This window comes from Micromonospora sp. WMMC250 (genome assembly GCF_027460215.1).
Classification (GTDB): domain Bacteria; phylum Actinomycetota; class Actinomycetes; order Mycobacteriales; family Micromonosporaceae; genus Micromonospora; species Micromonospora taraxaci.
Genome location: NZ_JAPZBJ010000002.1, coordinates 7,106,481 through 7,130,380, shown reverse-complemented (window position 1 = coordinate 7,130,380; position 23,900 = coordinate 7,106,481). Strand labels below are relative to the sequence as shown.

The 23,900-nt window shown below is 71.1% G+C and carries 18 protein-coding genes and 1 pseudogene; 5 read left to right on the top strand and 14 right to left on the bottom strand.

Features of this window, described 5'->3' with window-relative positions; translation table 11 throughout:
- Positions 1–19 precede the first annotated feature (19 nt).
- Together O3438_RS32465 and O3438_RS32460 are read right to left on the bottom strand one after the other, a co-directional pair.
- On the bottom strand, positions 20–769 hold the full coding sequence (locus O3438_RS32465) for a sugar isomerase domain-containing protein (RefSeq protein ID WP_091403970.1): 750 nt from the start codon (positions 767–769) through the stop codon (positions 20–22).
- Positions 766–1,719, bottom strand: a complete 954-nt coding sequence (locus O3438_RS32460) for a MurR/RpiR family transcriptional regulator (RefSeq protein WP_269683286.1) — start codon at positions 1,717–1,719, stop codon at positions 766–768. The genes O3438_RS32465 and O3438_RS32460 overlap by 4 nt, the downstream gene beginning before the upstream one ends.
- A 206-nt stretch (positions 1,720–1,925) precedes the next feature.
- Between O3438_RS32460 and O3438_RS32455 the strand changes: the two genes are divergently transcribed.
- Together O3438_RS32455 and O3438_RS32450 are read left to right on the top strand one after the other, a co-directional pair.
- Entirely contained in the window at positions 1,926–2,915 is a 990-nt protein-coding gene (locus O3438_RS32455) for an N-acetylglucosamine kinase (protein ID WP_269683285.1), read from the top strand.
- Between the two features lie 287 nt (positions 2,916–3,202).
- Positions 3,203–3,955 (top strand): SDR family NAD(P)-dependent oxidoreductase, encoded by a 753-nt coding sequence (locus O3438_RS32450; protein WP_269683284.1) that lies wholly within the window; start codon positions 3,203–3,205, stop codon positions 3,953–3,955.
- Positions 3,956–4,057: 102 nt separating this feature from the next.
- Here O3438_RS32450 and O3438_RS32445 read toward each other — a convergent pair whose 3' ends face one another.
- The 5 genes from O3438_RS32445 to O3438_RS32425 all read right to left on the bottom strand — a co-directional run bounded on the left by O3438_RS32445 (position 4,058) and on the right by O3438_RS32425 (position 9,417).
- A complete protein-coding gene (locus tag O3438_RS32445; RefSeq protein WP_442929687.1) occupies positions 4,058–4,963 on the bottom strand; it encodes a carbohydrate ABC transporter permease in 906 nt (301 codons plus the stop codon).
- Positions 4,960–5,868, bottom strand: a complete 909-nt coding sequence (locus tag O3438_RS32440) for a carbohydrate ABC transporter permease (RefSeq protein WP_269683283.1) — start codon at positions 5,866–5,868, stop codon at positions 4,960–4,962. Before O3438_RS32440 ends, O3438_RS32445 begins: the two co-directional genes overlap by 4 nt.
- Positions 5,869–5,934: 66 nt before the next feature.
- Positions 5,935–7,350, bottom strand: coding sequence for an N-acetylglucosamine/diacetylchitobiose ABC transporter substrate-binding protein (gene ngcE, locus O3438_RS32435; protein ID WP_269683282.1), 1,416 nt, complete (start codon positions 7,348–7,350; stop codon positions 5,935–5,937).
- Positions 7,351–7,719: 369 nt separating this feature from the next.
- On the bottom strand, positions 7,720–8,517 hold the full coding sequence (locus O3438_RS32430; RefSeq protein WP_269683281.1) for a hypothetical protein: 798 nt from the start codon (positions 8,515–8,517) through the stop codon (positions 7,720–7,722).
- Between the two features lie 30 nt (positions 8,518–8,547).
- Positions 8,548–9,417 (bottom strand): hypothetical protein, encoded by an 870-nt coding sequence (locus O3438_RS32425; protein ID WP_269683280.1) that lies wholly within the window; start codon positions 9,415–9,417, stop codon positions 8,548–8,550.
- An 82-nt stretch (positions 9,418–9,499) separates the two neighbouring features.
- On the opposite strand from O3438_RS32425, the gene O3438_RS32420 reads away from it, so the two are divergent.
- Complete coding sequence (locus tag O3438_RS32420) at positions 9,500–10,459, top strand: hypothetical protein (RefSeq protein ID WP_269683279.1); 960 nt, start codon at positions 9,500–9,502, stop codon at positions 10,457–10,459.
- Between the two features lie 61 nt (positions 10,460–10,520).
- On the opposite strand, the gene murD is transcribed toward O3438_RS32420, so the two are convergent.
- Positions 10,521–11,867: a UDP-N-acetylmuramoyl-L-alanine--D-glutamate ligase gene (gene murD, locus O3438_RS32415; protein ID WP_269683278.1), complete on the bottom strand. Its 1,347-nt coding sequence runs from the start codon at positions 11,865–11,867 to the stop codon at positions 10,521–10,523.
- Positions 11,868–11,949: 82 nt separating this feature from the next.
- On the opposite strand from murD, the gene O3438_RS32410 reads away from it, so the two are divergent.
- Positions 11,950–13,293 (top strand): hypothetical protein, encoded by a 1,344-nt coding sequence (locus O3438_RS32410; protein ID WP_269683277.1) that lies wholly within the window; start codon positions 11,950–11,952, stop codon positions 13,291–13,293.
- 82 nt (positions 13,294–13,375) lie between these two features.
- On the opposite strand, the gene O3438_RS32405 is transcribed toward O3438_RS32410, so the two are convergent.
- From O3438_RS32405 to O3438_RS32395, 3 genes are all read right to left on the bottom strand, one after another.
- On the bottom strand, positions 13,376–15,091 hold the full coding sequence (locus tag O3438_RS32405; protein ID WP_442929686.1) for a PucR family transcriptional regulator: 1,716 nt from the start codon (positions 15,089–15,091) through the stop codon (positions 13,376–13,378).
- A 107-nt stretch (positions 15,092–15,198) separates the two neighbouring features.
- Positions 15,199–16,650 (bottom strand): argininosuccinate synthase, encoded by a 1,452-nt coding sequence (argG, locus tag O3438_RS32400; protein WP_269683275.1) that lies wholly within the window; start codon positions 16,648–16,650, stop codon positions 15,199–15,201.
- Between the two features lie 46 nt (positions 16,651–16,696).
- A complete protein-coding gene (locus O3438_RS32395) occupies positions 16,697–17,608 on the bottom strand; it encodes a TrmH family RNA methyltransferase (protein WP_442929752.1) in 912 nt (303 codons plus the stop codon).
- Positions 17,609–17,636: 28 nt separating this feature from the next.
- On the opposite strand from O3438_RS32395, the pseudogene O3438_RS32390 reads away from it, so the two are divergent.
- Positions 17,637–19,485 (top strand): annotated as a pseudogene (locus tag O3438_RS32390) (thiamine pyrophosphate-requiring protein).
- Positions 19,486–19,498: 13 nt separating this feature from the next.
- Here the strand turns inward: O3438_RS32390 and O3438_RS32385 are convergent.
- The 3 genes from O3438_RS32385 to O3438_RS32375 form a co-directional block, all read right to left on the bottom strand.
- Positions 19,499–21,697, bottom strand: a complete 2,199-nt coding sequence (locus tag O3438_RS32385; RefSeq protein ID WP_269683273.1) for a transglycosylase domain-containing protein — start codon at positions 21,695–21,697, stop codon at positions 19,499–19,501.
- A gap of 172 nt (positions 21,698–21,869) precedes the next feature.
- Positions 21,870–22,637 (bottom strand): hypothetical protein, encoded by a 768-nt coding sequence (locus tag O3438_RS32380; protein WP_269683272.1) that lies wholly within the window; start codon positions 22,635–22,637, stop codon positions 21,870–21,872.
- A gap of 153 nt (positions 22,638–22,790) precedes the next feature.
- Complete coding sequence (locus O3438_RS32375; RefSeq protein ID WP_269683271.1) at positions 22,791–23,897, bottom strand: SPFH domain-containing protein; 1,107 nt, start codon at positions 23,895–23,897, stop codon at positions 22,791–22,793.
- Positions 23,898–23,900: the final 3 nt, after the last annotated feature.

Sequence of the window (23,900 nt, the reverse complement as noted above, 5' to 3'; positions counted from 1 at the left end):
CTCTCCTTGTGGTGTCGGGTCAGGCGGTTCGCCGGAGACGCCCGGCGTACCGCGACTCGAGGGCGAGGTTGTGCTCGTCCCCGCCGGGGACGTTGGCGGAGAGGTAGATAGGGGGTACCTCCCCGGCCTGGTGGAACCGTCGTACGACCTCAGCGGTCAACAGCTGCGCCAGCAGCGCCGTGGTGACCGAGGAGACCGCACAGACCGCGCCGCCGCCCTCGAGCGGCAGCAGTGCATCGCCGTACGGCGCGCCGTTGTCCAGCACGACGTCGGCGAGGTCGGCGAGCCGATGCCCGGACGGGTGCCGTGGGGCGACCCGTGCGGTGTGCTCGACCGAGGTGACCGCGATCAACGGGTGACCGCGCTCGGTGACCAGCGCCGCCAGCTCGACCACCGAGCCGTTGATGCCGGATTGGGATGCCACCACGAACACGTCCCGCGGCTGGGGCGCCGCGAGCGCGTAGATCTGGTGGGCGATGGAGGGGTCGCGTTCCAGCTTGGGATCGGCGAGCACGTCACGCGGGGCGTCACCGTGCATCACCAGGTCCCGTACCGACAGCCGGTTGGTGGGGACCAACCCGCCGGCCCGCGCCACCAACTCGGCGGCGAACGCCTCGGAGTGACCGGCCCCGAACGCCTGGAGCACGCCACCGTCGCGCAGGCTGTCGGCGATCAGGTCGGCGGCCCGGGTGATCCCGTCGGCCTCCGAATCGAGCAGCCGGTCGAGCACCGGGCGGACGGCGTCCGCGTACCCCTGGGCGCTGATCATGACACGCTTCCCTTCGCTGCCTTGTGCCCGTCGACGGCCTGCGCGGTGCGCCGGAAGGCCGCGTGCGCGCGGTCGTGCGTCCGTTGGGCGACGGCGATGTAGAGCAGGTCGAGCACGACGAGCTGCGGGTGCCGGGCGGAGAGTGCGTCCGGTCGGAACGTCGTCGCCTGGCTGGCGGTGAGCAGCACGATGTCGGCCAGCTCGGCCAACGGCGAGCGGGGGAAGCCGGTGAGCGCGAGCGTGGTGGCCCCCCGGCTGCCCGCCTCGGCGAGCATCTCGATCGTCTCCCGCGTCTGCCCGGTGTGCGAGATGCCGAGCGCCACGTCCCCGGCACGCAACAACGCGGCGCTGGCCAGGCCCTCGTGCACGTCGTTCCACGCCCACGCGGCGACGCCGATGCGGTGCAGGCTGAACTGCATCTCCTCGCCGACCAGTGCGCTGCCGCTGGCGCCGAAGATGTTCACCCGACTGGCGCCCGCGATGGCCACCGCGGCCCGCTCCACCTCGGCGAGGTCGAGCAGGGTGGCGGTGTCGTGCATGGCCCGGGTGTCGGCGGCCATGATCTGGTCGAGCACCCGTCCGAGCGGGTCGCTCGGCTGGATCTCCCGTCCGATGTCGATGGTCCAGCCGGCCGAGCGGGCCCGACCGGTCTCGGAGGCGATGCCCAGCCGCAGGTCGGCGTACCCCTCGAAGCCCATTGCCCGGCAGAACCGGGTGATGGTCGCCGGTGAGGTGCCACTTCGCTCGGCAAGCTCCACGATGGTGGATCGGGCGGCGGCCTCCGGATCGCTCAGCACGTGCTCGGCGACCCGGCGGAGCGCGCCGGTCAGCTCGCCGAGTCCGTTGCGGACGCGGGCCAGCACCCCGTCGGAGGCGGAGCTCCTGCGGTCGACCACGTCAGCGTCGACCACCGCGGTCCCCGCGGCGGTGTCCACCTCGTGATCAACCATGGGTCGCCTCACCTTTCCGAAAAGACTGTTAACTGTTAGTGGTAAAAGTTCTTACTGAAGGCCCCTCTGTGTCAAGACTGTGGGCGAAGTTTTCAAACTGTTACCTGGCGCACAAGCCGCCGCGCCCGCCGGATCTTGCCCCGCGCGACGGGGCCGACCAGCATGAACAGTCCCGAACGTCGTCCAGCGCAAGGAGACCCGTGCCGATGTCCGACACCGTCGTGGTCGGCCTCGACATCGGCGGTACGTCCACCCGGGCGACCGCCCTGACCCTCACCGGACGACGCGTCGGCACCGGCCGCGCCGGCGGCGGCAACCCGACCAGTCACGGCGCACAACGCGCCGCCGTCGAACTGCTGACCGCACTCCGCGCGGCCCTCGCCGACCTCGACCCGGCCCGGGTGGTCGCCGGCACCATCGGCCTGGCCGGCGCGGCCCGACTACTCGCCGATCCCGCCGGGCGCGCCGCCTTCGACCAGGCCTGGCACGACGCCGGCCTGCGCTGCCCGTACGCCGTGCACGGCGACGCCCTCGTCGCCTACGCGTCCGGCACCGCCGAACCGGACGGCACGGTGCTCATCGCGGGCACCGGGGCGATCACCGCGCAGGTCCACGACCTGCGCCTCGACCGGGTCGCCGACGGGCACGGCTGGCTCCTCGGCGACGCGGGCTCCGGCTTCTGGCTCGGTCGCGAAGCGGTACGCCGGCTGCTCGCCGACCTCGATTCCGGCCATACCCTCGGCCCGCTGACCACAGCGGTACTCGCCGAACTGATGGGCAGCACCGAGATCGCCACCCGCCCACGGGACACCGTCGACGCCACGATCCAGGCCGTGACCCGCCGACCACCGGTCGAGCTGGCCCGCCTGGCCCCACTGGTCAGCACCGCCGCCGCCGACGGCGAACCGGTCGCCACCGCGCTGATCGCCGAGGCGGCGGCGCACCTGGCCGAGAGCACGGGCCGGATCCGCCCGGCCGAGGCGAGAACACCGGTCGTCCTCGGCGGCGGGCTGCTCACCGGCGACACCCCGCTGGCCACCGCCGTCCGGGCCGAGGTCAGCCGACGCTGGCCCCAGGCGCCGCTCCGTACCGCCAGCGACGGGGCGGTCGCGGCAGCCTGGCTGGCCGCCCGCGAACTCCCCGAGGTCACCGACCCGGGCGCCCTACACGCCCACCTCTTCCCCACCACCCTCTGAAGCCCTCTGGCGCGCCCCACGCCTCCGCCCCACGTCCCCGCCCTACGCCCGCCCCATGCCGGCGTCAGCGGTCGGCAGCCACAACCCCCGTCGGGTCGGCTTGGACGGCCGATCCAGGGGGATGCGGTGTCGAAGACCACCCCTCCGGCGGTGGCATCGCACCGAGGCCGTCAGCCGGCACGCGCTACCATCACAAGTGCTTGCTTGCTCAAGCAAGTATGGATGAGTTCGACGAGAGGATCAGCCGTACGCGTCCATCGACAGCACCAACAACCGGAGGTATTGCCATGAATCGCCTCGAAGGGCGCGCTGCACTGGTCACCGGCTCGACGAGCGGAATCGGGCGCGGCGTGGCGGAGGCGATGGCCCGCGAGGGCGCCATCGTCGTCGTGACCGGACTCGGCCCGGAGCAAGGGGCTCAGATCGTCGACGGGATCGTCGCGGAGGGTGGCATCGCCCACTTCGTCGAGGCAGACCTCTCCGCGGGTGGCGTCGAGATCCGCCGCCTTGCGCAGGAGGCGACCGCCCTGGCGGGGCGGCCGATCGACATCCTGGTCAACAACGCCGCCTTCCTCGTGCCGCCTCACCCCATGACGGAGTCGACCGAGGAACAGATCGACAAGGTGCTGGAGGTCAACATCAAGGCCCCGTTCCTCCTGACGGCGGCCCTGGTGCCCGGCATGGTGGAGCACGGCGGCGGCTCGGTGATCAACATCGGCTCGATCGGCGGCGTCGACGGAATCACGTTCACCTCGCTGTACGGCGCCAGCAAGGCAGCCCTGCACTCGCTGACGAGGTCGTGGGCGGCGGAGCTAGCCGCCGACGGTGTGCGGGTGAACACCGTCGCCCCCGGACCCACCATCACGGAGAGCAACGAAAACCTCCGCCCCCTCCTAGAGAAGCTCGCCCAGAACAACCCCGACCGGCATACGGGCAGCGTGCAGGACACCGCCGCAGCGGTGATCTTCCTTGCCAGCGACGAAGCGTCACACATCCACGGGGTACTCCTCCCCGTCGACGGCGGGGCCCTCGCGATCTGAGGACGGGCCGGTCGGAGTGAAGGCCTTGGCGGCGGACCGGGCGCACCCGGACCCGCCGCCAGGGTCCACACCGACCGCCAGAGCAGGTGGCGGGAACAGGCCCTACTTGAGCTGACCTGCGGTGAGGCCCGCCTGCACCTGACGCTGGAACGCCACGTAGACCGCCAGCACCGGCAGCACCGCGATGCTCAGCCCGGCGAAGAGCCGGGCGTAGTCGCCCGCGTAGCCCTGGCTCACCGACAGCGCGAAGAGCCCCTGGGCCAGCATCCACTTGGAGTCGTCACCCTGCATCAGCACCTGCGGCAGCAGGAACTGGTTCCAGTGACTGAGGAAGTTGAAGATCGCGACACTGATCAATCCCGGACGCGCCATCGGCAGCATCACCCGGAAGAAGAGCCGGAAGTGCCCGCAGCCGTCGACCATGGCGGCCTCGGCCACGGCGGTCGGCAGGGTTCGGAAGAACGCGGTCAGGAAGAACACCGTGAACGGCAGCGAGTACGCCGCATACACCAGGATGAGCCCTTTCCAGGTGCCGAAGAGGCCGGCGTTGCGGACCACGAAGAAGAGCGGCACCAGGGCGAGGAACACCGGGAACATCAGGCCGCCGACGAACAGGTAGTAGACGACCTGGCGGCCGCGGAACTCGTAGCGGGCGAAGACGTACGCGGCGGTCGCGCCCATCAGCATGGTGAGGGCGACCGAGCCGGTGACCACCACCAGGCTGTTGAGGAAGTACCGGCCGATGTGCGCTCCGGTCCAGGCCCGCGCCCAGTTGTCCAGGTGCAGAGTCCCGGGGAGCCCCCAGGGGTCGGCCAGGATCTCACCGTTCGTCTTGAACGAGCTGACGAACATCCACAGCAGCGGCAGTACGGTGAGCAGGCCCCAGAGCAGCAGGAAACCGTGCGAGAGGGTGTTCCCGATGCCGAGTTCCCGGCGCACCGGACGGTCCCGACCGGCGACCGGCGTGGGCGTGGGGCTGGGCTTGGTGGGCTGATCAAGAGTGGTCACGAGTACTCGATCCGATCGCGCCGGCCGACCCGCAGCGACAGCACTGCCACGGTGAGGGTCAGGAAGAACATCACCACGCCGATCGCCGAGGCGTAGCCGAACTTGGTCTCGCTGCCGAAGGCGGTGTCGTACATCCGCACGCCGATCACGTCGGTGGAGAAGTTCGGGCCTCCGTTGGTCATCAACTGCACGAGGATGAACCCGTCCAGGGCGAAGATGGCCAGGTAGACCCAGGCGACCTGGATGGTGTCCCAGAGCAGCGGCAGCGTGACGCGGCGCAGCGTGGTGAACCGGGACGCTCCGTCGAGCAGGACCGCCTCGTAGATCTCCTTCGGCACTGCCGACATCGCGGCCCCGAACAGCACCACGTAGAACCCGACGTTGCTCCAGACCATCACCGCCAGTACGCACCAGAACGCGGTCGCGGGGTCGCCGAGCCAGGTCGGCGCGGGTAGCCCCACCGCGTGCATGACTCCGGTGAGCAGCCCCTGGTTGGGGTGGTACACCTCCTTCCACAGCAGCGCGATGATCACCACGGAGAGCACCTGCGGAAAGAAGTACACGGTGCGGTAGAGCGCTCCGCCGCGTACCCCGGTCACGCCGGCACGGCCCTTGCGCCCACCGAGGGCGAGCATGCTGGCGAAGAAGAGCCCGAGCAGGATGGTCAGCACCGGCACCAGACCCAGCAGGATCGCGTTGTTCTTCAGCGCGTTCCACACGTAGCCGTCGTGCCACAGCGTCCTGAAGTTCGCCAGGCCCACCGGGTTGGCCTCGGCGGAGTAGCCGAGCCAGTCGGTGGTGGAGATCTGGAACGCCTGCAGGTACGGCGAGACGACGAAGAACACGTACAGCAGCACCGGTGGCACCAGGAACACGACGATCAGCGGCCACTTGCCATGTCTCACGAGGAGGACCTCTTCCGTTGGGTGCGGCCGGTGGGGTCGACAGCTCCCCACCGGCCGGTCGGGCCGTCAGACCGCTCGCTTGTACTTCTTGATCGAGCTGTCCTGGGCGATCGAGTCGGCACCCTTCTGGCACTGGTCGAGGAATTCCGCCGGGCTCGTCCGGCCGCTGAAGAACTCGCCGCACGCGGCGTCGACGAGGTTGCGCTCCAACTTGCGGTAGTAGTTGTTGTAGACCCAGTTGAAGCCGTTGGCGCCGGACGCGTCGAGGGCCTTGACCACGCTGTTCAGCCCGTACGGCAGGTCGACGCCCTCGGTGGCGCCGGCGACCACGGTGAGGCTGGCGACCTTCTTCGTGAAGTCCTGGGCGCCCTTCCTGGACAGCATGGTCCGGAAGTACTCCAGGCCACCGGCGCGGTTGCGGGCCTTGGCGGGCACCATGAACGGTTCGCCGGCGGTGCCCCGGATCGCCTCGAACGGCAGCTTGTCACCACTGCCCAGGCTCGGCGTCGGCGCGATGGTCATGTTGAACCCGGCTGGGGTGACGTCCTTCTGCTCGCTCTCCAACCAGGAGCCGCAGGAGATGAACGCTGCCTTGCCCTGGCACCAGGCGGTCTGCGACTGCTTGTGATCCAAACCGGACGAGCCGTCCAGGATGTACCTGTCCTTGACGATCTGGTGCCAGGCGTCGGCGGCGGTCCGCATCGACTCGGACTTCCAGGCGTTCGGTTCCAGGTTGTCGATGGCGGTCGCGACCGACGGGCCGCCGAGCTTGATCGCGGTGGCGATCACCGGCCAGCTCATGTAGCGCGGGTGCAGACCGGCGTACGTCCACGGGGCGATGCCGGCGGCCTTGATCTGCTTGCAGAGCGCGATGTGCTGGTCCCAGGTCTTCGCGTACTCCCAGGAGCGGTCGGCGAACAGCTTGTCGGAGTACCAGATGCCGTAGGCGGTGTACGTGTAGTTGAGGACCAGGAACGTGCCGTCGTACGAGCCGACCTCGACAGCGCCGGGCAGCAGGGTGTCCCGGACCGTCTTGCCGGGGACGTCGAGGCTCGGCGCGTCGAGCAGCTCACCGAGGTCGGCGATCGCGTTCTGGCTGACCAGGCCGTTGAAGTCGATCTGACCCGCACCGGAGTTGTTGACCACGTCCGGAGGGGTGCCGTCGACGAAGCGGGGCTGGAGGGTCTTGCTGATCTCCTGGGTGGCGGAGTGCTTGACCTTGGCCTTCGGGTACTTCTCGGTGTACATGGCCTCGTGGGCCTTGGCGTACTCCTCGCCGAACCCGCCGCCGAAGATCACCACCTCGAGTGGGGCGTCCTCCTTCACGCCGAGCGGATTCTCGGCGCTCTTGGTGCCCTGGTAGGTGGCGGCGTCGCTCTTGTCACCGCCGCCGCTGGTGGCGCAGCCGGCCAGCAGGCCGGCGGCGGGGGTGGCCAGCACGCCGGCGGCAGCGGTACGCCGCAGGATGTCACGCCTGTTCATGGGGTCTCCTCGGGTCGGGTCGGGCGGCCGCCGGTGTCAGGGGGAGGCGACCGCCGCGCGAGGCGCGTTGATTCTCTTCAGTTCATGCTCTGTTGCTGAAGAATTTCTACGACAGCCGGGCCCGGACTTCAAGTCCTGACTGTCGAACCGTTATCGCCACCAGCGGCCAACGAGGTGCCGACACACTCCCTCGCGCCAGCCGGCCAGCCGCACCCCGGCCGGCCGGGAGCAGCGCGTCGACGGGGGCCACACGGCCATCAAGGCTGTGGTCGTTATCGGACACAGCCGCGACCGTTAGCGGTGAATGGCGTACCCCGTCGACCCCGACTCGGCGTCGACGGCCTGGACCAGCCGGCCCGCCTGAGCTGGTCACGACCCGTCGGTCGACGTCCCCACCCGGGGTGGTTCGGGTGTACCGCTCGCCATGGGGGCCCGCTCGGCCCGGCGGGGGCGAACCGGCAGGTGCAGCGCGGCGACGACCACCGCGAAGGCCGCCCACCCGGCGCCCAACGCCACGGTCGGGGAGACGTCCTGAAGGTAGTGGTACGCGGTGAGGAAACCGACGAGCGCGAGGCTGTTGCGGGCGAAGTGCCGGCTGAACTCGACCAACTGACGACGGGCCTCGACAGCGACCAGCACCCCCGAGTACGGAAAGGTCACCACCATGCCGCGCAGCACGGCACCGAGGAGCGTGGTGAGGACCGCCCCAACGAAGATCACCATCAGCTTGAGCAGCGCCGGCAGCCCATCTCCTCGGGCGTCGCCGGAGGGCCGCGCGTTCCCTGGGACGGGTCGCGCGGGGGCACGTCGGCGCAGCAGCGGCATCGCCGCCAGCCACAGCGCGAGCGTGCCGGCGAGCGCCGCCCCGAACGGGATGTCGACGGCCAGCAGGCCGGCGCTGAGCGCCACGTAGACGGCGATCCCCGCGCCGTCGGCGAGCAGGATCGGCCACCGCAACCGCTGGTAGGTGAACGCCACGGTGACGAAGAAGAGGTTGAGCCCGAGCACACCGAGCACCTGCGCGCCCTCCACCCGGTGGCCGCTGCTCACCAGGGCGAGAGTCATCGGAAACGGCAGGCTGTAGACCAGCGCCCGGAGCCGGACCGAGCGGATCAGGCTGACCGCCCAGACCACTGCCGTCACCAGCAGGACCCCACTCCACGTCATGGCGCACCCGCCTCCGCCCCACAGGGGCCGTCAGTCCTGGAAGGTCGCGGCGCTCGCGCAGAGGTCGAACACACGGGTGAGCCGGGCGACGTCGGTCCGGTTGACGGAGAACTGGTTCTCGCCGATCTCACCGTGGGCGGTCATGCGGGCCTCCCAACAACTCGACAGGTCCCACAGCGTCAGGTTGACGTGCAGGTGCGAACTGACCACACCGAGAGGCAGGAGGCCCACCCGGGCCCCGGCGGCGCGCTGCTTCTCGACCAGGGCGGACAGCTCCTCGGTCAGGTTGGCGTAGACGAAGACCCGGGTGACCTGGACGCCCCGTCGCAGGGCCTCCACGTTGGCCTCCCAGTAGCGCCGACCGATCTCACTGCGCCACCAGCTCAACTCCCCGCTCACCCGGGGCATCACGTTGGTCAGGCCGTCCAGCCGGTGCAGGCACGTGCGGGTCGCGCCGGCCAGGTCCTCGTCCTCGTCGCCCCGCCGGACGATCCGACCGTACGCGAGCTGTTCGGCCTCCAACCGGAACTGCTCGTACCGCCGCTGCGCCTCCACCGCGACCCGGGTACCGGCGTGCTGCTCGGTCGCGGCCCGGATGGCCCCGGCCAACTCCGTCGTCGTCTGCGCGAGCCAGGGCGGCCCCTCCAGCAGGGTGCGAAGGTGGAACCGGCGCTCCGCGCGGGCCAGCGAATCCACCAACAGCGAGATGGTGATGCCCATCAGGCCGGCCAGCAGCGACTCCACGCCGGAGGCGGCGTTGCTGAGGTCGAGGGCGATGCTGAGGGTGATCGACAGCGTGATGCCGACCAGGGCCACCGGGTCGGTGTGCGCCACCAGGCGGAGGAAACCGCCGGGAGAGGTGCTGCCACGTGCCCGGAGACGGGCCGCGTCACGGGTCATCGAAATCCCCCAATCAGCCGCTGTCGCCAGCGTAAACACCAGCTACAACAGCCCGTGACGGCACACCGGTAGCATCCGGCAGGTGCACAGAGCGGACGCATCTCCGACGGTCGCCGAGCGGATCACGCAGGACGTCCGGGCCTGGGTCTGCTCCACTTCCCTGCGCGGCCTGGTCCGCCACTTCGGCGGCGACTGGCCCGCCGGCGACCTGGCCGAGGTGCTGCGGTTCCTGGACGACTTCTCCGCCCGACACTGGGATTTCCGGGGCGGTCGGGAGCGGCCCGACGCTCGCGAGCCCGACCTCGATCCCGCCACCACCGCCCTGGTCCTCGACACGGCCGCCGCTCTCGGGCTGATCCACCCGGTGCCGCCGGCCCGCCCGGCGTACGCCCACCTGGTGGTGCTCGGCGGCCTGGCGCACGCCTGTGTCCGCCGCGTCGGGTACGCCGCGCACCTGCTCCGCGCCGGCCTCACGGTGACCGGCGAGGTCGCCGTGTTGGGCAGCTTCCGGCCACTGTCGGACTGGGAACGCCGGACCCTGGCCGACGCGGGCCTGCCCGCCGACGCCACCGAGGTGGACGTGCTGGACAGCGCCGTCCGGCGGGTGTTCGAGGTGGCCGCCCCGACCGAGCAGGCCGGCGTCGACGCGGGCCACCCGCACCACTCCTGGTCGTCGCGGACCTACCGACCGGCAGGCCTCCCACCGGTACGGGTGCTGGCCGCGCCGTCCAGCGAACCGGACCGTCGACGGGCCCACACCGCCGACACGCAACGCTTCTGGGCCGGGCACGTCCGGCTCGCCCCGGGCGACGAGGTGCTGACGGTCACCGCGCCGATCTACGTACCGTTCCAGCACTGCGACGCGCTGCGCACCCTGGCCGTGCCCTACGGCTGCGACATCGACACGGTCGGGGTGGACCCGGCGGTGGCCGACCTGGCGGTCCTCCCCGAGCAGACGCTCACCCCGGGCCGCTATCTTCAGGAGATCCGCTCGGCGATCCGCTCGATGCGCGCCCTGCGCACCGGGCTGCGGTCCGGCTGAGGCGTCAGCCGGTCGTTCGGCTATGGCCGGGCTCAGCCGGCCGTGTCGGCTACCGCCTGGCTCAGCCGGCCGTGTCGGCCACCGCCTGGGCGAAGACCTCGGAGCGGTGCTCGAAGTTGCGGAACCGGCCGTAGCTGGGCGCGGCCGGTGACAGCAGCACCACCCCGCCGACCGGGGTCACCTCCCGGGACAGCCGCACCGCGTCCACCAGGTCGTCGACCACCTCGGTCCGTACCTTCGGCAGGTTGGCGAGTGCCTCGACGATGCGTACGCCGCTGTCCGGAATACCGATGACGGTCAGCTCCCGCTCGGCCAGGTGCTCGGCCAACGGCGTGTAGTCCAGCCCTCGGTCGTTGCCTCCGACGATCACCGTCAACGGCCGCCCGTCGTACGCGTCGATCGCGTGCATCGCCGCGTACGGGCTGGTGGCGAGGGTGTCGTCGACGAAGGTCAACCCGGACGGGTCGGTGATCTCGGTGAGCCGGTGGGCCAACCCCTGGAACTCGGCGACCGCGATGGCGAGGTGGTCCTTGCCGGCCACCACGTCGACGCCGAGCGCGTCGAGGACGGCGAGCGCGACGCACAGGTTGCCCTCGTTGTGCCGGCCAACCAGCGGGAGCACGGCACGCGGGAAGAGTGGCTGGTCACCGCTGTGGAACCAGAGTGTGCCGTCGGCGCCGGTGGCGACGTGGGTGCTGTCGGGGCGACCGGCCCGGACCGCCGGCAACTCCCCCAACTCGGCAGCGAGCCTCGGGTCGCCACCGTTGACGACGATCGTCTGCGGGTCGTGGGCGAGCAGGTTGAGCTTGTCCCGGTAGTACTCCCGCTCCCCACCGTGCGCGTCGAGGTGTTCGGGGAAGAGCGCGGTGACCACCGCCACCCGTGGCGAGTCGGCGAGATCGCTGCACTGGTAGCTGGACAGCTCCAGCACGTACAGCTCCGCCTCGGGCAGGTCCAGGGTCGGCACCCCGATGTTGCCGCCGAAGACGTTCGGCCGGCCCATCGCGGTGAGCAGGTGACTGATCAGGCTGGAGGTGGTGCTCTTGCCCTTGCTGCCGGTGACCCCGACGGTGCGGGCGGCGTGGTCGGCCATCCACAGCGCGGTGCCCTGGGTCACCATGACCCCGCGTCGACGCAGCTCGACGAGCCACGGGTGGGTCTGCGGCACGCCCGGAGAGCGGACCACCACGTCCGCGGCGGCCAGCCGTTCGAAGCCCGCCTCGCCGGTCACCAGCGGGGCGGCCTCGGCCAACGGGCCTTCCCAGGGCAGCGACAGGAAGTTCGCGCTGTCGTCGACGGCGACCAGATCGGCCGGGCCGTGGGCGGCGATCGCGGTCACAGCGGCCCGACCTTCCCGACCGGTGCCCCAGACGGCGACGGTACGTCCGCGCAGGTCAGACAGGCGCACTGGACTCTCCTCGGAGGTTACGGTGGCGGCGGGGCAGGTCCGGTCCGGACACGGCCGGACGAACCAGGGCCTAGTATGGCGTGTGCCTAACGAGCAGCTACGGCGGATGGACGCCTTCACCTTCCCGTCCTACTCGATCGACTTCGCCACGGGCGAGGTGTTGTTCGACTACGCCCTGACCGGTCCCGCCGGTGAGCAGCGGTTCACCGAGGTGATCACCCTTCCGCTGCCGGCGGAGCCACCCTCGGACGAGACCGTGGCGACCCTCAACCGGGTGCTGGAGGTGCTGCACCTCGTCGCCGGCGTCAGCTACTACAAGGCCGCCGCGCCGCCCCGGCTGGTGCTGCCGGCGCCGCTGGGCGCGGCCGTCGTCGACTACGTCACTGCCGTCTACACCAAGGGCCTCGCGGAGTACGCGTACCGCAACCAGCTGCCGCACGTGCTCCAGCTGCGCCCCGAGGTGCCGGCGGGCTCGCCGGAGCCGCCCCGGGTGTACGACGACTCCGACCGTCGCCCCCTTTCCGCGGTCGGCGGTGGCAAGGACTCGATCGTCAGCCTGGAGGCGCTGCGTCGCGCCGAACTGGACCCGGTGCCGTTCTCGGTCAACCCGAACCACGTGATCGTGGCGGTCAACGAGGCGTCCGGGCTGACCCCCCTCGCTGCCCGGCGGCGGATCGACCCGGTGCTGTTCGACCTGAACAAGGCCGGCGCCCTGAACGGGCACATCCCGGTCACCGCGATCAACTCGCTGATCGCGGTGGCCACCGCCGTGCTGCACGGGCTCGGCCCGGTGGTGATGTCCAACGAGCGTTCGGCGTCCGACCCGAACCTGGTCTGGGACGGCCACGAGATCAACCACCAGTGGTCCAAGGGTGTCGAGGCGGAAGGGCTGCTGCGGTCGGCGCTGGCCGAGCACGCCGGCCTGACCGACCCGTACTTCTCGCTGCTGCGGTCACTGTCGGAGCTGCACATCGCCCGGCTGTTCGCCGAGATCACCCGGTACGACGACGTGGTGACCAGTTGCAACGCCGCGTTCAAGCTGCACGACGCGAGCGAGCGCTGGTGCCGCGACTGCCCGAAGTGCCGTTTCGTCTTCCTGGCCATGGCGCCGTTCATGTCGCGGGAGCGGGTCACGCACATCTTCGGCGGTGACCTGCTCGCCGACCCGGAGCAGATCCCCGGCTACCGGGAGCTGCTGGGCGTGGACGGGCACAAGCCGTTCGAGTGCGTGGGCGAGGTCGAGGAGTCGGTGGTGGCCCTCGGTCTACTCGCCGAGCAGGACCAGTGGCGCGACGCCCCGGTGATCCGCGCCCTGGTGGAGGCGGTCCCCGCGACAGCCTGGTCCGCGGTGGCGTCGACGGACGTCTTCACCCCCGGCGGCCCCAACCACATCCCCCCGACCTACGCGAAAACCCTGAACCTCTGACTCCCACCGTGTTGATCAAGAGGTTTGCGTCAAAAGTCGCGCTGTCCGTGACGCAAACCTCTTGATCAACCACGAAAGGCGGTCAGGGGGTGCGGACTGCTTCCAGGGCCAGTAGGGCCACGTGCAGGGACAGGCTCGCCTCCACCGAGTCCAGGTCGACGTCGAGGATGCGGGCGATGCGGGCCAGGCGTTCGTAGAACGCGGGCCGGGACAGGTGGGCGGCGGCGGCGCCGGCGGTCTTGTTGCGGCCCTGTTCGAGGTACGCGCGCAGGGTGTCGAGCAACTGCTCCCGGGGGTGCCGGGCGTCGTACTCCAACAGTGCGCCGAGTTCACGTTCCACGAAGGTCTGTAGTCGGGGCTCGTCGCGCAGCAGGTGCAGCAACCCGGCCAGCCCGACGTGCGGAAGACGGAAGACCGGCAGGTCCCGCCGGTCCCGGCGGGCGGCCTCGGCGATCTGCCGTGCCTCGACCAGCGAGCGTCGGGCCTCCCGCAGGCTCGCCACCCCGGAACCGGCGGCCACGATCACCGCGCCCGCACCGACACCCCGGGCCGGGTCAGCACCGGGTGCCGCCCGGGCCATGCCGGAGTCGAGGCGTACCCGACGGAGTGTGGTGGCGAACGCGGACAGCGCGCGGTCCTCGGCGGCCGGGTCGGTCAGGGCCAGCAGCACGCCCACCGAGTTGTCGTCGACAGCGCTGGTCAGCGCGGTCAGCTTCGCCTCCCGCAGCGCCTGACCGACCGCCTCGGAGAGGTCCCGCAGCCGGGCCTGACCCGCCTCCGGGCCGTTCTCCCCGACCAGGTCCTCGGCCCGGTGTCGGACCATCACGCCGACCAGGTGCCGACGGTCGAGCACCACACCGAGCGCCTTGGCCCGCAGCGCGACCTCGTCCACCGGCCGGGAGTGGTCGAGCAGCGCGGTGAGCAGGGTGCGGTGGATCTGCCGCTCCAGCCCCTCGGCGTCACGGCGGATCAGTCGACCCAACGCGAGCGTGGACGCGGCCCGTTCGAGGAGGATCGTGAGCCGGGTGGGCGGCCCGGCGGTCGGCTCGCCGGACTGGGCGCTGGGAACGTCGCCGCTGGCCGGCCAGCGCAGCAGCAGCCGCCCCCAGTCCTGACCTCGCGCGCCGACGGCGGTGACCAACCAACCGCTGTCCCTGTCGTACGCGGTACGCCCGGTCAGGGGGATCCGCCGGGAGTGTTGCTCCCAGCCGTCGAGCAGCAGTTCGGCGCTCTCGCCCGCCGGGTCGTACCCGAGCACCTGCCGGGAGAGGTTCTCCAGGACCACCGGGCATCCGGACAGTTCGGCGGCCTGCCGGATGACCTCGGCGGTGTCGGCGCCCTCGACGGACAGGTCGTTGAAGCGCTGGTGGATCTCCTCGGTGGCGCGCAGCTCGGTGAGCTGCGCGTCGACGATCAGCGCGTGCACCGCCTCGGTGATCCGCACGAACGGGGTGGCCCGACGCAGCTCCACCAGGGGAAGTCCACGCCGCTCGGCGGCGGCGACCATCACCCGGGGCACCCCGGTGAGGTAGCGGCGGCCCAACTCGACGACGAGTCCGGAGACGCCGACGTCGGCGAGGTCACCGATGAACGCGCGCAGGCCCGCGTCGTCGCCGGGAAGGCCGATGCCGGTGGTGAGCACCAGCTCGCCGCCGCCCAGCAGGGTGGCGATGTCCGGCACCTCGGCGATGTGTATCCACCGGACCGGCCGGTCCAGCCCCGCGTCTCCGCCGACCACGCGCGGCGCGCCGTGGCGGACGGGGTCCAGGGCGAGGACCTCACGGACGGTAGGGAACACGGCCGCCACGCTACCGTCCGTGACGCCGGATCTCGAACAGCGGCCGGCGACGCGAGCCGGGGCGGCGGCATGGGCCCGCCCCGGCTCGGCGACCTGGCAGGACGGGCTCAGTCGACGCCGAACTCCATGGCGGCGCGGTCGAGCGCCTCGTCCTCGGCGGAGGCGACACCCCGGGAGGCGATGGCTTCCGCGCCGCCCTCGGGCATCGCGCCGATCAGCCCGGTCGAGGCCGCCTGCGCCGCCCCGATGACCCGCTGCGGGGCCGCGCCGCCGACCATGCCCAGGGAGGCGTACTGCTCCAGCTTCGCCCGCGAGTCGGCGATGTCCAGGTTGCGCATGGTGAGCTGGCCGATCCGGTCCGACGGGCCGAACGCCGAGTCCTCGGTGCGCTCCATGGACAGCTTGTCGGGGTGGTAGCTGAACGCCGGACCGGTGGTGTCGAGGATCGAGTAGTCCTCGCCCCGGCGCAGCCGCAGCGTCACCTCTCCGGTGACGGCGGTGCCGACCCAACGCTGCAACGACTCGCGCAGCATCAGCGCCTGCGGGTCCAGCCAACGGCCCTCGTACATCAGCCGGCCGAGGCGGCGACCCTCGTTGTGGTAGTTGGCCAGGGTGTCCTCGTTGTGGATGGCGTTGACCAGCCGCTCGTACGCGTAGTGCAGCAGCGCCATGCCGGGGGCCTCGTAGATGCCCCGGCTCTTGGCCTCGATGATCCGGTTCTCGATCTGGTCGGACATGCCCAGGCCGTGCCGGCCGCCGATGGCGTTGGCCTCCAGCACCAGGTCGACGGCGTTGCCGAACTCCTTGCCGTTGATCGTGACCGGGCGGCCCTGGTCGAAGCCGACGGTGACGTCCTCGGTCGGGATCTCCACCGACGGGTCCCAGAACCGGACGCCCATGATCGGGTTGACCGTCTCGATGCCGGTGTCGAGGTGCTCCAGGGTCTTCGCCTCGTGCGTGGCGCCCCAGATGTTGGCGTCGGTGGAGTAGGCCTTCTCGGTGCTGTCCCGGTAGGGCAGGCCGCGCTCCTGCAGCCACTCCGACATCTCCTTACGCCCACCCAACTCGGTGACGAAGGCGGTGTCCAGCCACGGCTTGTAGATCCGCAGCATCGGGTTGGCCAGCAGGCCGTACCGGTAGAACCGCTCGATGTCGTTGCCCTTGAACGTCGAGCCGTCGCCCCAGATCTGGACGTCGTCGGAGATCATCGCCCGCACCAGCAGCGTCCCGGTGACGGCGCGACCCAGCGGGGTCGTGTTGAAGTACGCCCGCCCGCCGGAACGGATGTGGAACGCGCCGCAGGTCAGCGCCGCGAGGCCCTCCTCGACCAGGGCGGCGCGGCAGTCGACCAGGCGGCCCAACTCGGCGCCGTAGCTGAGCGCGCGACCGGGTACCGAGGCGATGTCGGGCTCGTCGTACTGGCCGATGTCGGCGGTGTAGGCGCAGGGAATCGCGCCCTTGTCGCGCATCCACGCGACAGCTACAGAGGTGTCGAGGCCGCCGGAGAAGGCAATGCCGACACGTTCGCCGGTGGGCAGGGAGGTGAGAACCTTGGACACGGGGAAAATTATGCAATAGAACGTATGGCCATGCAAGTCGAAGCGGTTACTCGCTGTCGCTCGGCGCGTCGTCGCGGCCCAACTCCCAGAACGCCACCGCCGCGGCGGCGGCCACGTTCAACGAGTCCACCCCGCGTCGCATCGGGAGGACCACCCGCACGTCGCTGGCCGCCTGAGCCGCCGCCGTCAGGCCGGGCCCCTCGGCTCCGAGCAGCAACGCCGCCCGCTCGCGCTGCGCCGGGGTCAACCGCTGCATGGGTACGGCGTCCGGCGCGGGCGTCATGGCGAGCACCGTGAATCCGGCCTCGCGCACCTGGTCCAGGCCCGCCGGCCAGCGATCGAGCTTGGCGTACGGCACCGCGAACACCTCCCCCATGCTGACCCGCACACTGCGCCGGTACAGCGGGTCGGCGCAGGTCGGCGACAGCAGCACCGCGTCGACGCCGAGCGCGGCGGCGCCCCGGAAGATCGCCCCGAGGTTGGTGTGGTTGTTGACGTCCTCCAGGATCACGATCCGGCGCGCGGCGGCGAGCACCTCGGCCGCCGTCGGCAGCGACCGGCGGCGGAACGACGCCAACACCCCACGGTGTACGTGGAAACCGGTGGCCTGCTGCAAGACGTCGGGCGTCGCGGCGTAGACCGGCGCGTCGCCGGTGTCCAGGTCGGCGAGCTGGTCGACGCGCTTGGCGTCGACGAGGTACGACCGGGCCGGGTAGCCCGCGCGCAGCGCCCGGCGCAGCACCAGCTCCCCCTCGGCGATGAACAGTCCGTGCGGCGGTTCCCAGCGGGTACGCAGCTCGACGTCGGTGAGCGCTCGGTAGTCGGCGATCCGGTCGTCGTCAGGGTCGGTGATCTGGTGGACGGGCACCCGACGATTCTGCCGGACGGCGGGACTCCCCCTCCGACACCCGCCAGCCGGGGTGTTTTGTCCGGAGAAGAAGGGGAATGACCGGCACAGCAGGGATCCGACGGGAAGGACCAGCCAGGTGAGCACGGACCACACGGCACCGCACCAAGCGGGCGCTCTGCCCCGGCACCCGACCGTCGCCGACCACATCGTGTCGCGACTGTTCAGCTGGGGCGTGCACCGCTACTTCGGCTACCCCGGCGACGGCATCAACGGCATGACCTCCGCCCTGCAACGCACCGACGAGCGCGCCCAGTTCATCCAGGTACGCCACGAGGAGACCGCCGGTTTCGCCGCGTCCGCGCACGTCAAGTACGGCGGCGGGCCACTGGGCTGCGCCCTGGTCACCAGCGGACCCGGTGCCATCCACCTGCTCAACGGCCTGTACGACGCGAAGCTCGACCACCAGCCCGTGGTCGCCCTGGTCGGGCACACCGCCACCACCGCCGAGGGTGGCGGCTACTACCAGGAGGTCGACCTGCTCGCCCTCTACAAGGACGTGGCAGCGGCCTTCCTGGCCCAACTCGACCACCCCGCGCAGGTCCGGCACCTGGTCGACCGCGCGTGCCGCACGGCGCTGGCCCGACGTACCGTCACCGCCCTGATCCTCCCCCTCGACATCCAGGACGAGCCGGCGGTCGTGGACCCGCCGCACGCGCACGGCTACTACCAGACCAGCAACGCGCCGAGCAGCACGCCGACAGTGCCACCGGAGGCGGACGTACGCCGGGCCGCCGAGGTGCTGCGCGGCGGGCAGCGGGTGGCGATGCTGGTCGGGCAGGGCGCGCTCGGCGCGCGTGACGAGGTCCGCGAGATCGCCGACCGGCTCGGGGCCGGCGTGGCCACCGCCCTGCTCGGCTTCACCGCCGTCGACCACCGCGAGCCGTGGGTGACCGGCGCGATCGGGCTGCTCGGCACCCGACCGAGCTGGCAGCTCATGACCGGCTGCGACCGGCTGCTGATCGTGGGCAGCAACATGCCGTACTCGGAGTTCTACCCCACCCGGACAGGCCCGTGCGGTCCAGATCGACCTGGACGGCACCCAACTCGGGCTGCGGTACCCGACCGAGGTGAACCTGACCGGCGACGCCCGCCCCACACTGCGGGCGCTGCTGGACGAGCTGGGCCCCGGCCCCGCACCGACCGCCTGGCGGGCCGAGATCGCCGAGGCGACCTCGGCCTGGCGTCGGGTGCAACGCGACCTGGCCGAACAGGCCGCCGACCCGGTCAACCCGCAGTTGCTCTTCCACACCCTCAACGAACGGCTGCCCGACGACGTGCTGCTCGCCGTCGACTGCGGCACCACCACCGCCTGGTACGCCCGGCACATCCAGGTCCGCCCCGGGATGCTGGCCAGCCTGTCCGGCACGCTGCTGTCCATGGGCGGCGCCATGCCGTACGCGTTGAGCGCCAAGTTCGCCCACCCGGACCGGCCGTTGGTCGCGCTGATCGGCGACGGCGCCATGCAGATGAACGGGGTCAACGAGCTGATCACCGTGGCCAAGTACTGGCGTAGCTGGGCCGATCCGCGGTTCGTGGTGCTGGTGCTCAACAACCGGGACCTGGCGTTCGTCAGCTGGGAACAGCGCTCCACCGAGGGGACGCCGATGTTCCCGGACAGCCAGCAACTGCCGGACATCGCCTACCACCAGTGGGCGGAGGTGCTCGGGCTGCGCGGCGAGCTGGTCGACTCACCGGAGCAACTGCCCGGCGTGTGGGACCGGGCGCTCTCCGCCGACCGGCCGGTGGTGATCAACGCCCTGGTCGACCCGGCCGAGTTGATGCTACCGCCGCACTTCACCGCCGAGCAGGCCCGCAAGACCGCGGCGGCGGTGCTGCGGGGCGACACCGACTGGGCCGGGATCGTCCGCCGCGGCCTTCCGGCCACCCTCGCCAGCTACCGCCCTCGCCGCCGCCGCGACCGCTGACCCCCGGGCGGGGTCAGCCTCGGCGGTTCAGCCAGCGCTCCAGCGGCGACAGGCGGTCCTCGTTCTGGTTCTGCGGGGTCTGCGGGACCGCCGGCCGCTCGACCGGACGGCGGGGGTTGCCGGCCAACTCCTTGCTGGGCGCTGCGAACGCCTTCTCCGGCTGGCCCTTGACGGCGGTGGCGATGACCCGGGCGACCGCGTCGATCACCTTGGTCTGCACCGCGGAACCCACCGAGTCGGCCGGGTCGTCCGGGTTGGCGGCGATGCCGGCAACCGCGACCTGCGGGGTGAAACCGACGAACGTCTCGGTGGAGTTCTGCTCCGAACTGCCCGTCTTACCCGCCACCGGCCGGCCGTCGAGGATGCCGTTCACACCGGTCGCGGTGCCACCGTTGCACTGCCCGAACGCGGACTGCTGACCCACCGGGCAGCGAGCGGCGTCGGTCGCGGCACGGGCGACGTCGGGGTCGAGGACCCGCTTGCAGGACGGCTGACCGACCGGCACCTTCGCACCGCTCGCGTCGGTCACCGAGACCACCGGCACCGGCGTGCAGTAGGTGCCCTCGGCGGCGACCGTGGCGTACGCGTTGGCAAGGTCCAGCGGGGTGGTGGCGGCCACGCCGAGGGTGAACGAACCCCAGTTCGCGGCGTTGTCCTTGGCGAAGGCCGCGTCCGAGTCGGCGCGGAACGTGATGCCGAGCCGCTGCGCCATCTCGACCACCTTGTCCTGGCCGACCTGCTCGGCCAGCCAGACGAAGTAGGTGTTCACCGAGCGGCCGAAGCCGTCCCACATCATCCGGTACCCGTCCATCCAGTCCGGGTTGGCGTTCGCCGGGCACCAGTGCCCGTCGCAACTGCCCGGACCTTCGGCGGCGTACCGGGTGGGCAGCTTGGCCGGCGCGTCGAAGCCGGTGGAGAGGGTACGGCCCGACTCCAACGCGGCGAGCATGGTGAACATCTTGAACGTCGAACCCGCCTGGTACCCGTCGACGCTGGCCCCACCGGAGATCAACGGGTTGACGGTGTTCGGGTGGTTCGCCTGCCCGGCCGGGTTGTCGGCCAGGCTGTAGTGCCGGTTGACGGCCATCGCCAGCACCTGCCCGGTGCCCGGCTGGACCGCCGCGATCGGCAGGGCGCGCTTGTTGTCGTACCCGTACACCTTGGTGGCCTGCTGCTGCGCGGTGGCCTGGATCTTCGGGTCCAGCGTGGTGATCACCGTGTAGCCACCCGAGCGCAGGGCCTGCTCGCGCTCCGCGACGGTGGCGCCGAACGCCGGCTGGCTCCGCCACCACTGACGCAGGTAGTCGCAGAAGAATCCCCAGTCGTCGTGGCCCTGGGAGACGGCGGTGCAGCCGTTGGGCTGGGCGGTCGGGTGCAGGGTCAGCGGCTCCGCCTTGGCCTGGGCGGCCTGCGCTGCGGTGATCGCGTTGGTGGCGACCATCGAATCCAGCACGTACGACCGGCGGGCCAACGCCTCGTTCTTGTCGCCGTCGATCGGGCTGTACGCGTCCGGGGACTGCACCAGCCCGGCGAGCAGGGCCGACTCGGCGAGGGTCAGCTGTGCCGGCGGTTTGCCGAAGTACCGCTGGCTGGCCGCCGCGATCCCGTACGCGCCGGAGCCGAAGTAGGCGATGTTCAGGTACCGGTCGAGGATCTCGTCCTTGCCGAGGCTCTTGTCCAGCGCGCTCGCGTACTTGATCTCCTGGATCTTGCGGCCGACGGTGGGGTCGGTGGCGGCGGCGCGCTCCTCGGCGGTGCGGGTGGGGTCGGTCTTGAGCACGTTGCGGACGTACTGCATGGTCAGCGTCGAGCCACCCTGCTCGGTGCCGCCACCCTTGACGTTGGCCACCAGCGCCCGGGCGAGGCCGCGCAGGTCAGCGCCGCCGTGGTCGTAGAAGCGCCGGTCCTCGGCCGCCACGATCGCCTGCCGCATCACCGGGGCGATGTCCGCCAACGGGACGTCGGTACGGTTCACGTCGTAGAACGTCGTGATCAGCGTCTTGCCGTCGTTGGCGTAGAGGTACGAGCGCTGCGGGGTGGCCGGGGTCTTCAGCGAGGCCGGCAACGCGGCGTACGAACCGAGGGCGGCACGGGCGCTGAGCCCGAGCAGCAGGTTGCCCGGCAGTGCGGCGACTGCCAGGACGAGCCCGGCCAGCACGCCGGCGAGCAGCACGGTGAACAGCCGCGACAGCGGCGAGCGGGAGGCGGCCATGCTCCCCAGGATTGCCACAAAAACCGCCAACCGGCCAGCCCCGCAGCAGGATTGTCAGCAACTTCACGGCCCCCCACCAGCCAACCCCCACCGTCCCGTCTCGGTGATCAAGAGGTTTGCGTCAGATGCGGGGCGATTCTTGACGCAAACCTCTTGATCACCGGGGAGAGGGTCAGGGGGCCGGGGTGCTCAGGCTGGCGGCGGCGGCATCTTGGGCGGTTTCGCGGGGCATCAGGCGGCCGGAGCGGTAGCCGATGCCGATGCCGGCGATCAGCACGAAGATCGCGCCGAACGTCTGGAGCGAACCGATCAGGGCGCCGCCGAGGCCGAGAAGCGGCGCAGCGATGATCAACATGACGCCGTCGCCGAGGCTGAACGTGCCCGAGCGCGCCACCGCCCACCCGGTGAGGAACCAGCCCACGCTGTAGAAGGTCGCCCCGAGCAGGACCAGCGACCGTGCGGTGGTGCCGAAGACCGGCGTCTGCTCGGCGAGCCCGGCGAAGGGCAGCATCAGCACCGTGCCGGCGATGCTGACCAGCAGCCCGGCGGCGGCCACCCGGCGGCTGCGGGTCGCGGCGAGCAGCCCGGCGAGGGCAAGCAGCGCGAGCAGGCCGAGCCACACCGCGGCCACCCAGCCGATCAGGTACACCGCCCGGCCGTCGGCCGGATAGGGGTCGTTGCCCACCCCGCCGTCGCTGGCCATCGCCACCGCGCCGTAGAGGATGGCGTACGCGGGCAGCAGCCACACGGCGGCCCGCGCGAACTTCCGCACCGACCAGGCCCAACTGGCGTTCGTGGCCGGAGCGCCCGGGGTCGGCTCGCCGACGAAGGGCAGTACGCCGAAACCGCCACCGGTGCGGCGGGACCCCAGCGGGGCAACCGGGTCGTGCGCGCCCCGCACCGGGGCCGAGGACCACATCCGCTTCGCCGGATCCTTCATGCGTCACCTCGCTCGTCCACGAGCGGTGCGAGACGCGCCGGGGCGCCCCGATTGCCTGGTCACCACCCGTCCTAGGACCGATCGTGGCAGGCGTCGGAGCGCCCCATGAGCATTTCTCGTATTAACGCCGGATTGCCGGCCTGTGTACCAGGATCAGCCGCGCTCGCGCTGGTCGGCCGGGTCCTCGACCAGACTCAGCGGAGACACCGGCTCCGGTGCCGGCAGCCCCTGCGGCTTGTTACCGCCGGTGGCCTGCGCCTCGGCGACGCGTACCTCGTCGTGGATCTGCTGGGCCGCCGCGGCGGCGGCCTCCGCGGCCTCAGCGGCCTCGCGCTCCACCTGGCTCGCGTGGTCCGCGGCCTCCGGCGCCGGCAGGTCCCCCACCATCTGGCTCAACCCACCGAGGGCGCCACCCATCCCCTCCAGGGCCTTGGTCAGCTCGGCCGGGACGATCCAGACCTTGTTGGCGCTGCCCTGGGCGATCTGCGGGAGGGCCTGCAGGTACTGGTAGGCGAGCACCTTCTGGCTCGGGTTCGCCTGGTGGATCGCGTCGAAGACCGTGCGGATCGCCTTCGCCTGGCCCTCGGCCTGCAGGATGCGGGCCTGCCGGTCACCGTCGGCCCGCAGCACCGCCGACTGCTTCTCACCCTCGGCGGTGAGAATCTGCGACTGCTTGTGCCCCTCGGCGGTCAGGATCGCCGCGCGGCGGTCCCGCTCGGCGCGCATCTGCTTCTCCATCGAGTCGCGGATGCTGGCCGGCGGCTCGATCGCCTTGATCTCCACACGGGTCACCTTGATGCCCCAGCGGCCGGTGGTCTCGTCCAGCACACCGGACAGGTGCCGGTTGATCTCGTCGCGACTGGTCAGCGCCCGCTCCAGGTCCAGCGAACCGATCACGTTACGCAGTGTCGTGACGGTGAGCTGCTCGATGGCCTGAAGGAAGCTGGAGATCTCGTAGGTCGCGCGAACCGAGTCGACCACCTTGAAGTAGAGGACCGTGTCGATCGAGACCACCAGGTTGTCCGAGGTGATCACCGGCTGCGGCGGGAAGCTGACCACCTGCTCCCGCATGTCGACCTTGGTACGAACCGCGTCGATGAACGGCACCAGCAGGTTGAGGCCGGGGCTGAGGGTGCGCTTGTACTTACCGAGCCGTTCCACCACGTCCTGGCGCTGCTGCGGCACGATCCGCACCGCCTTCGCCAGCGTTATCACGGCGATCAACGCCACCGCGATGATCAGCACCCCAATGACTGTCATCCC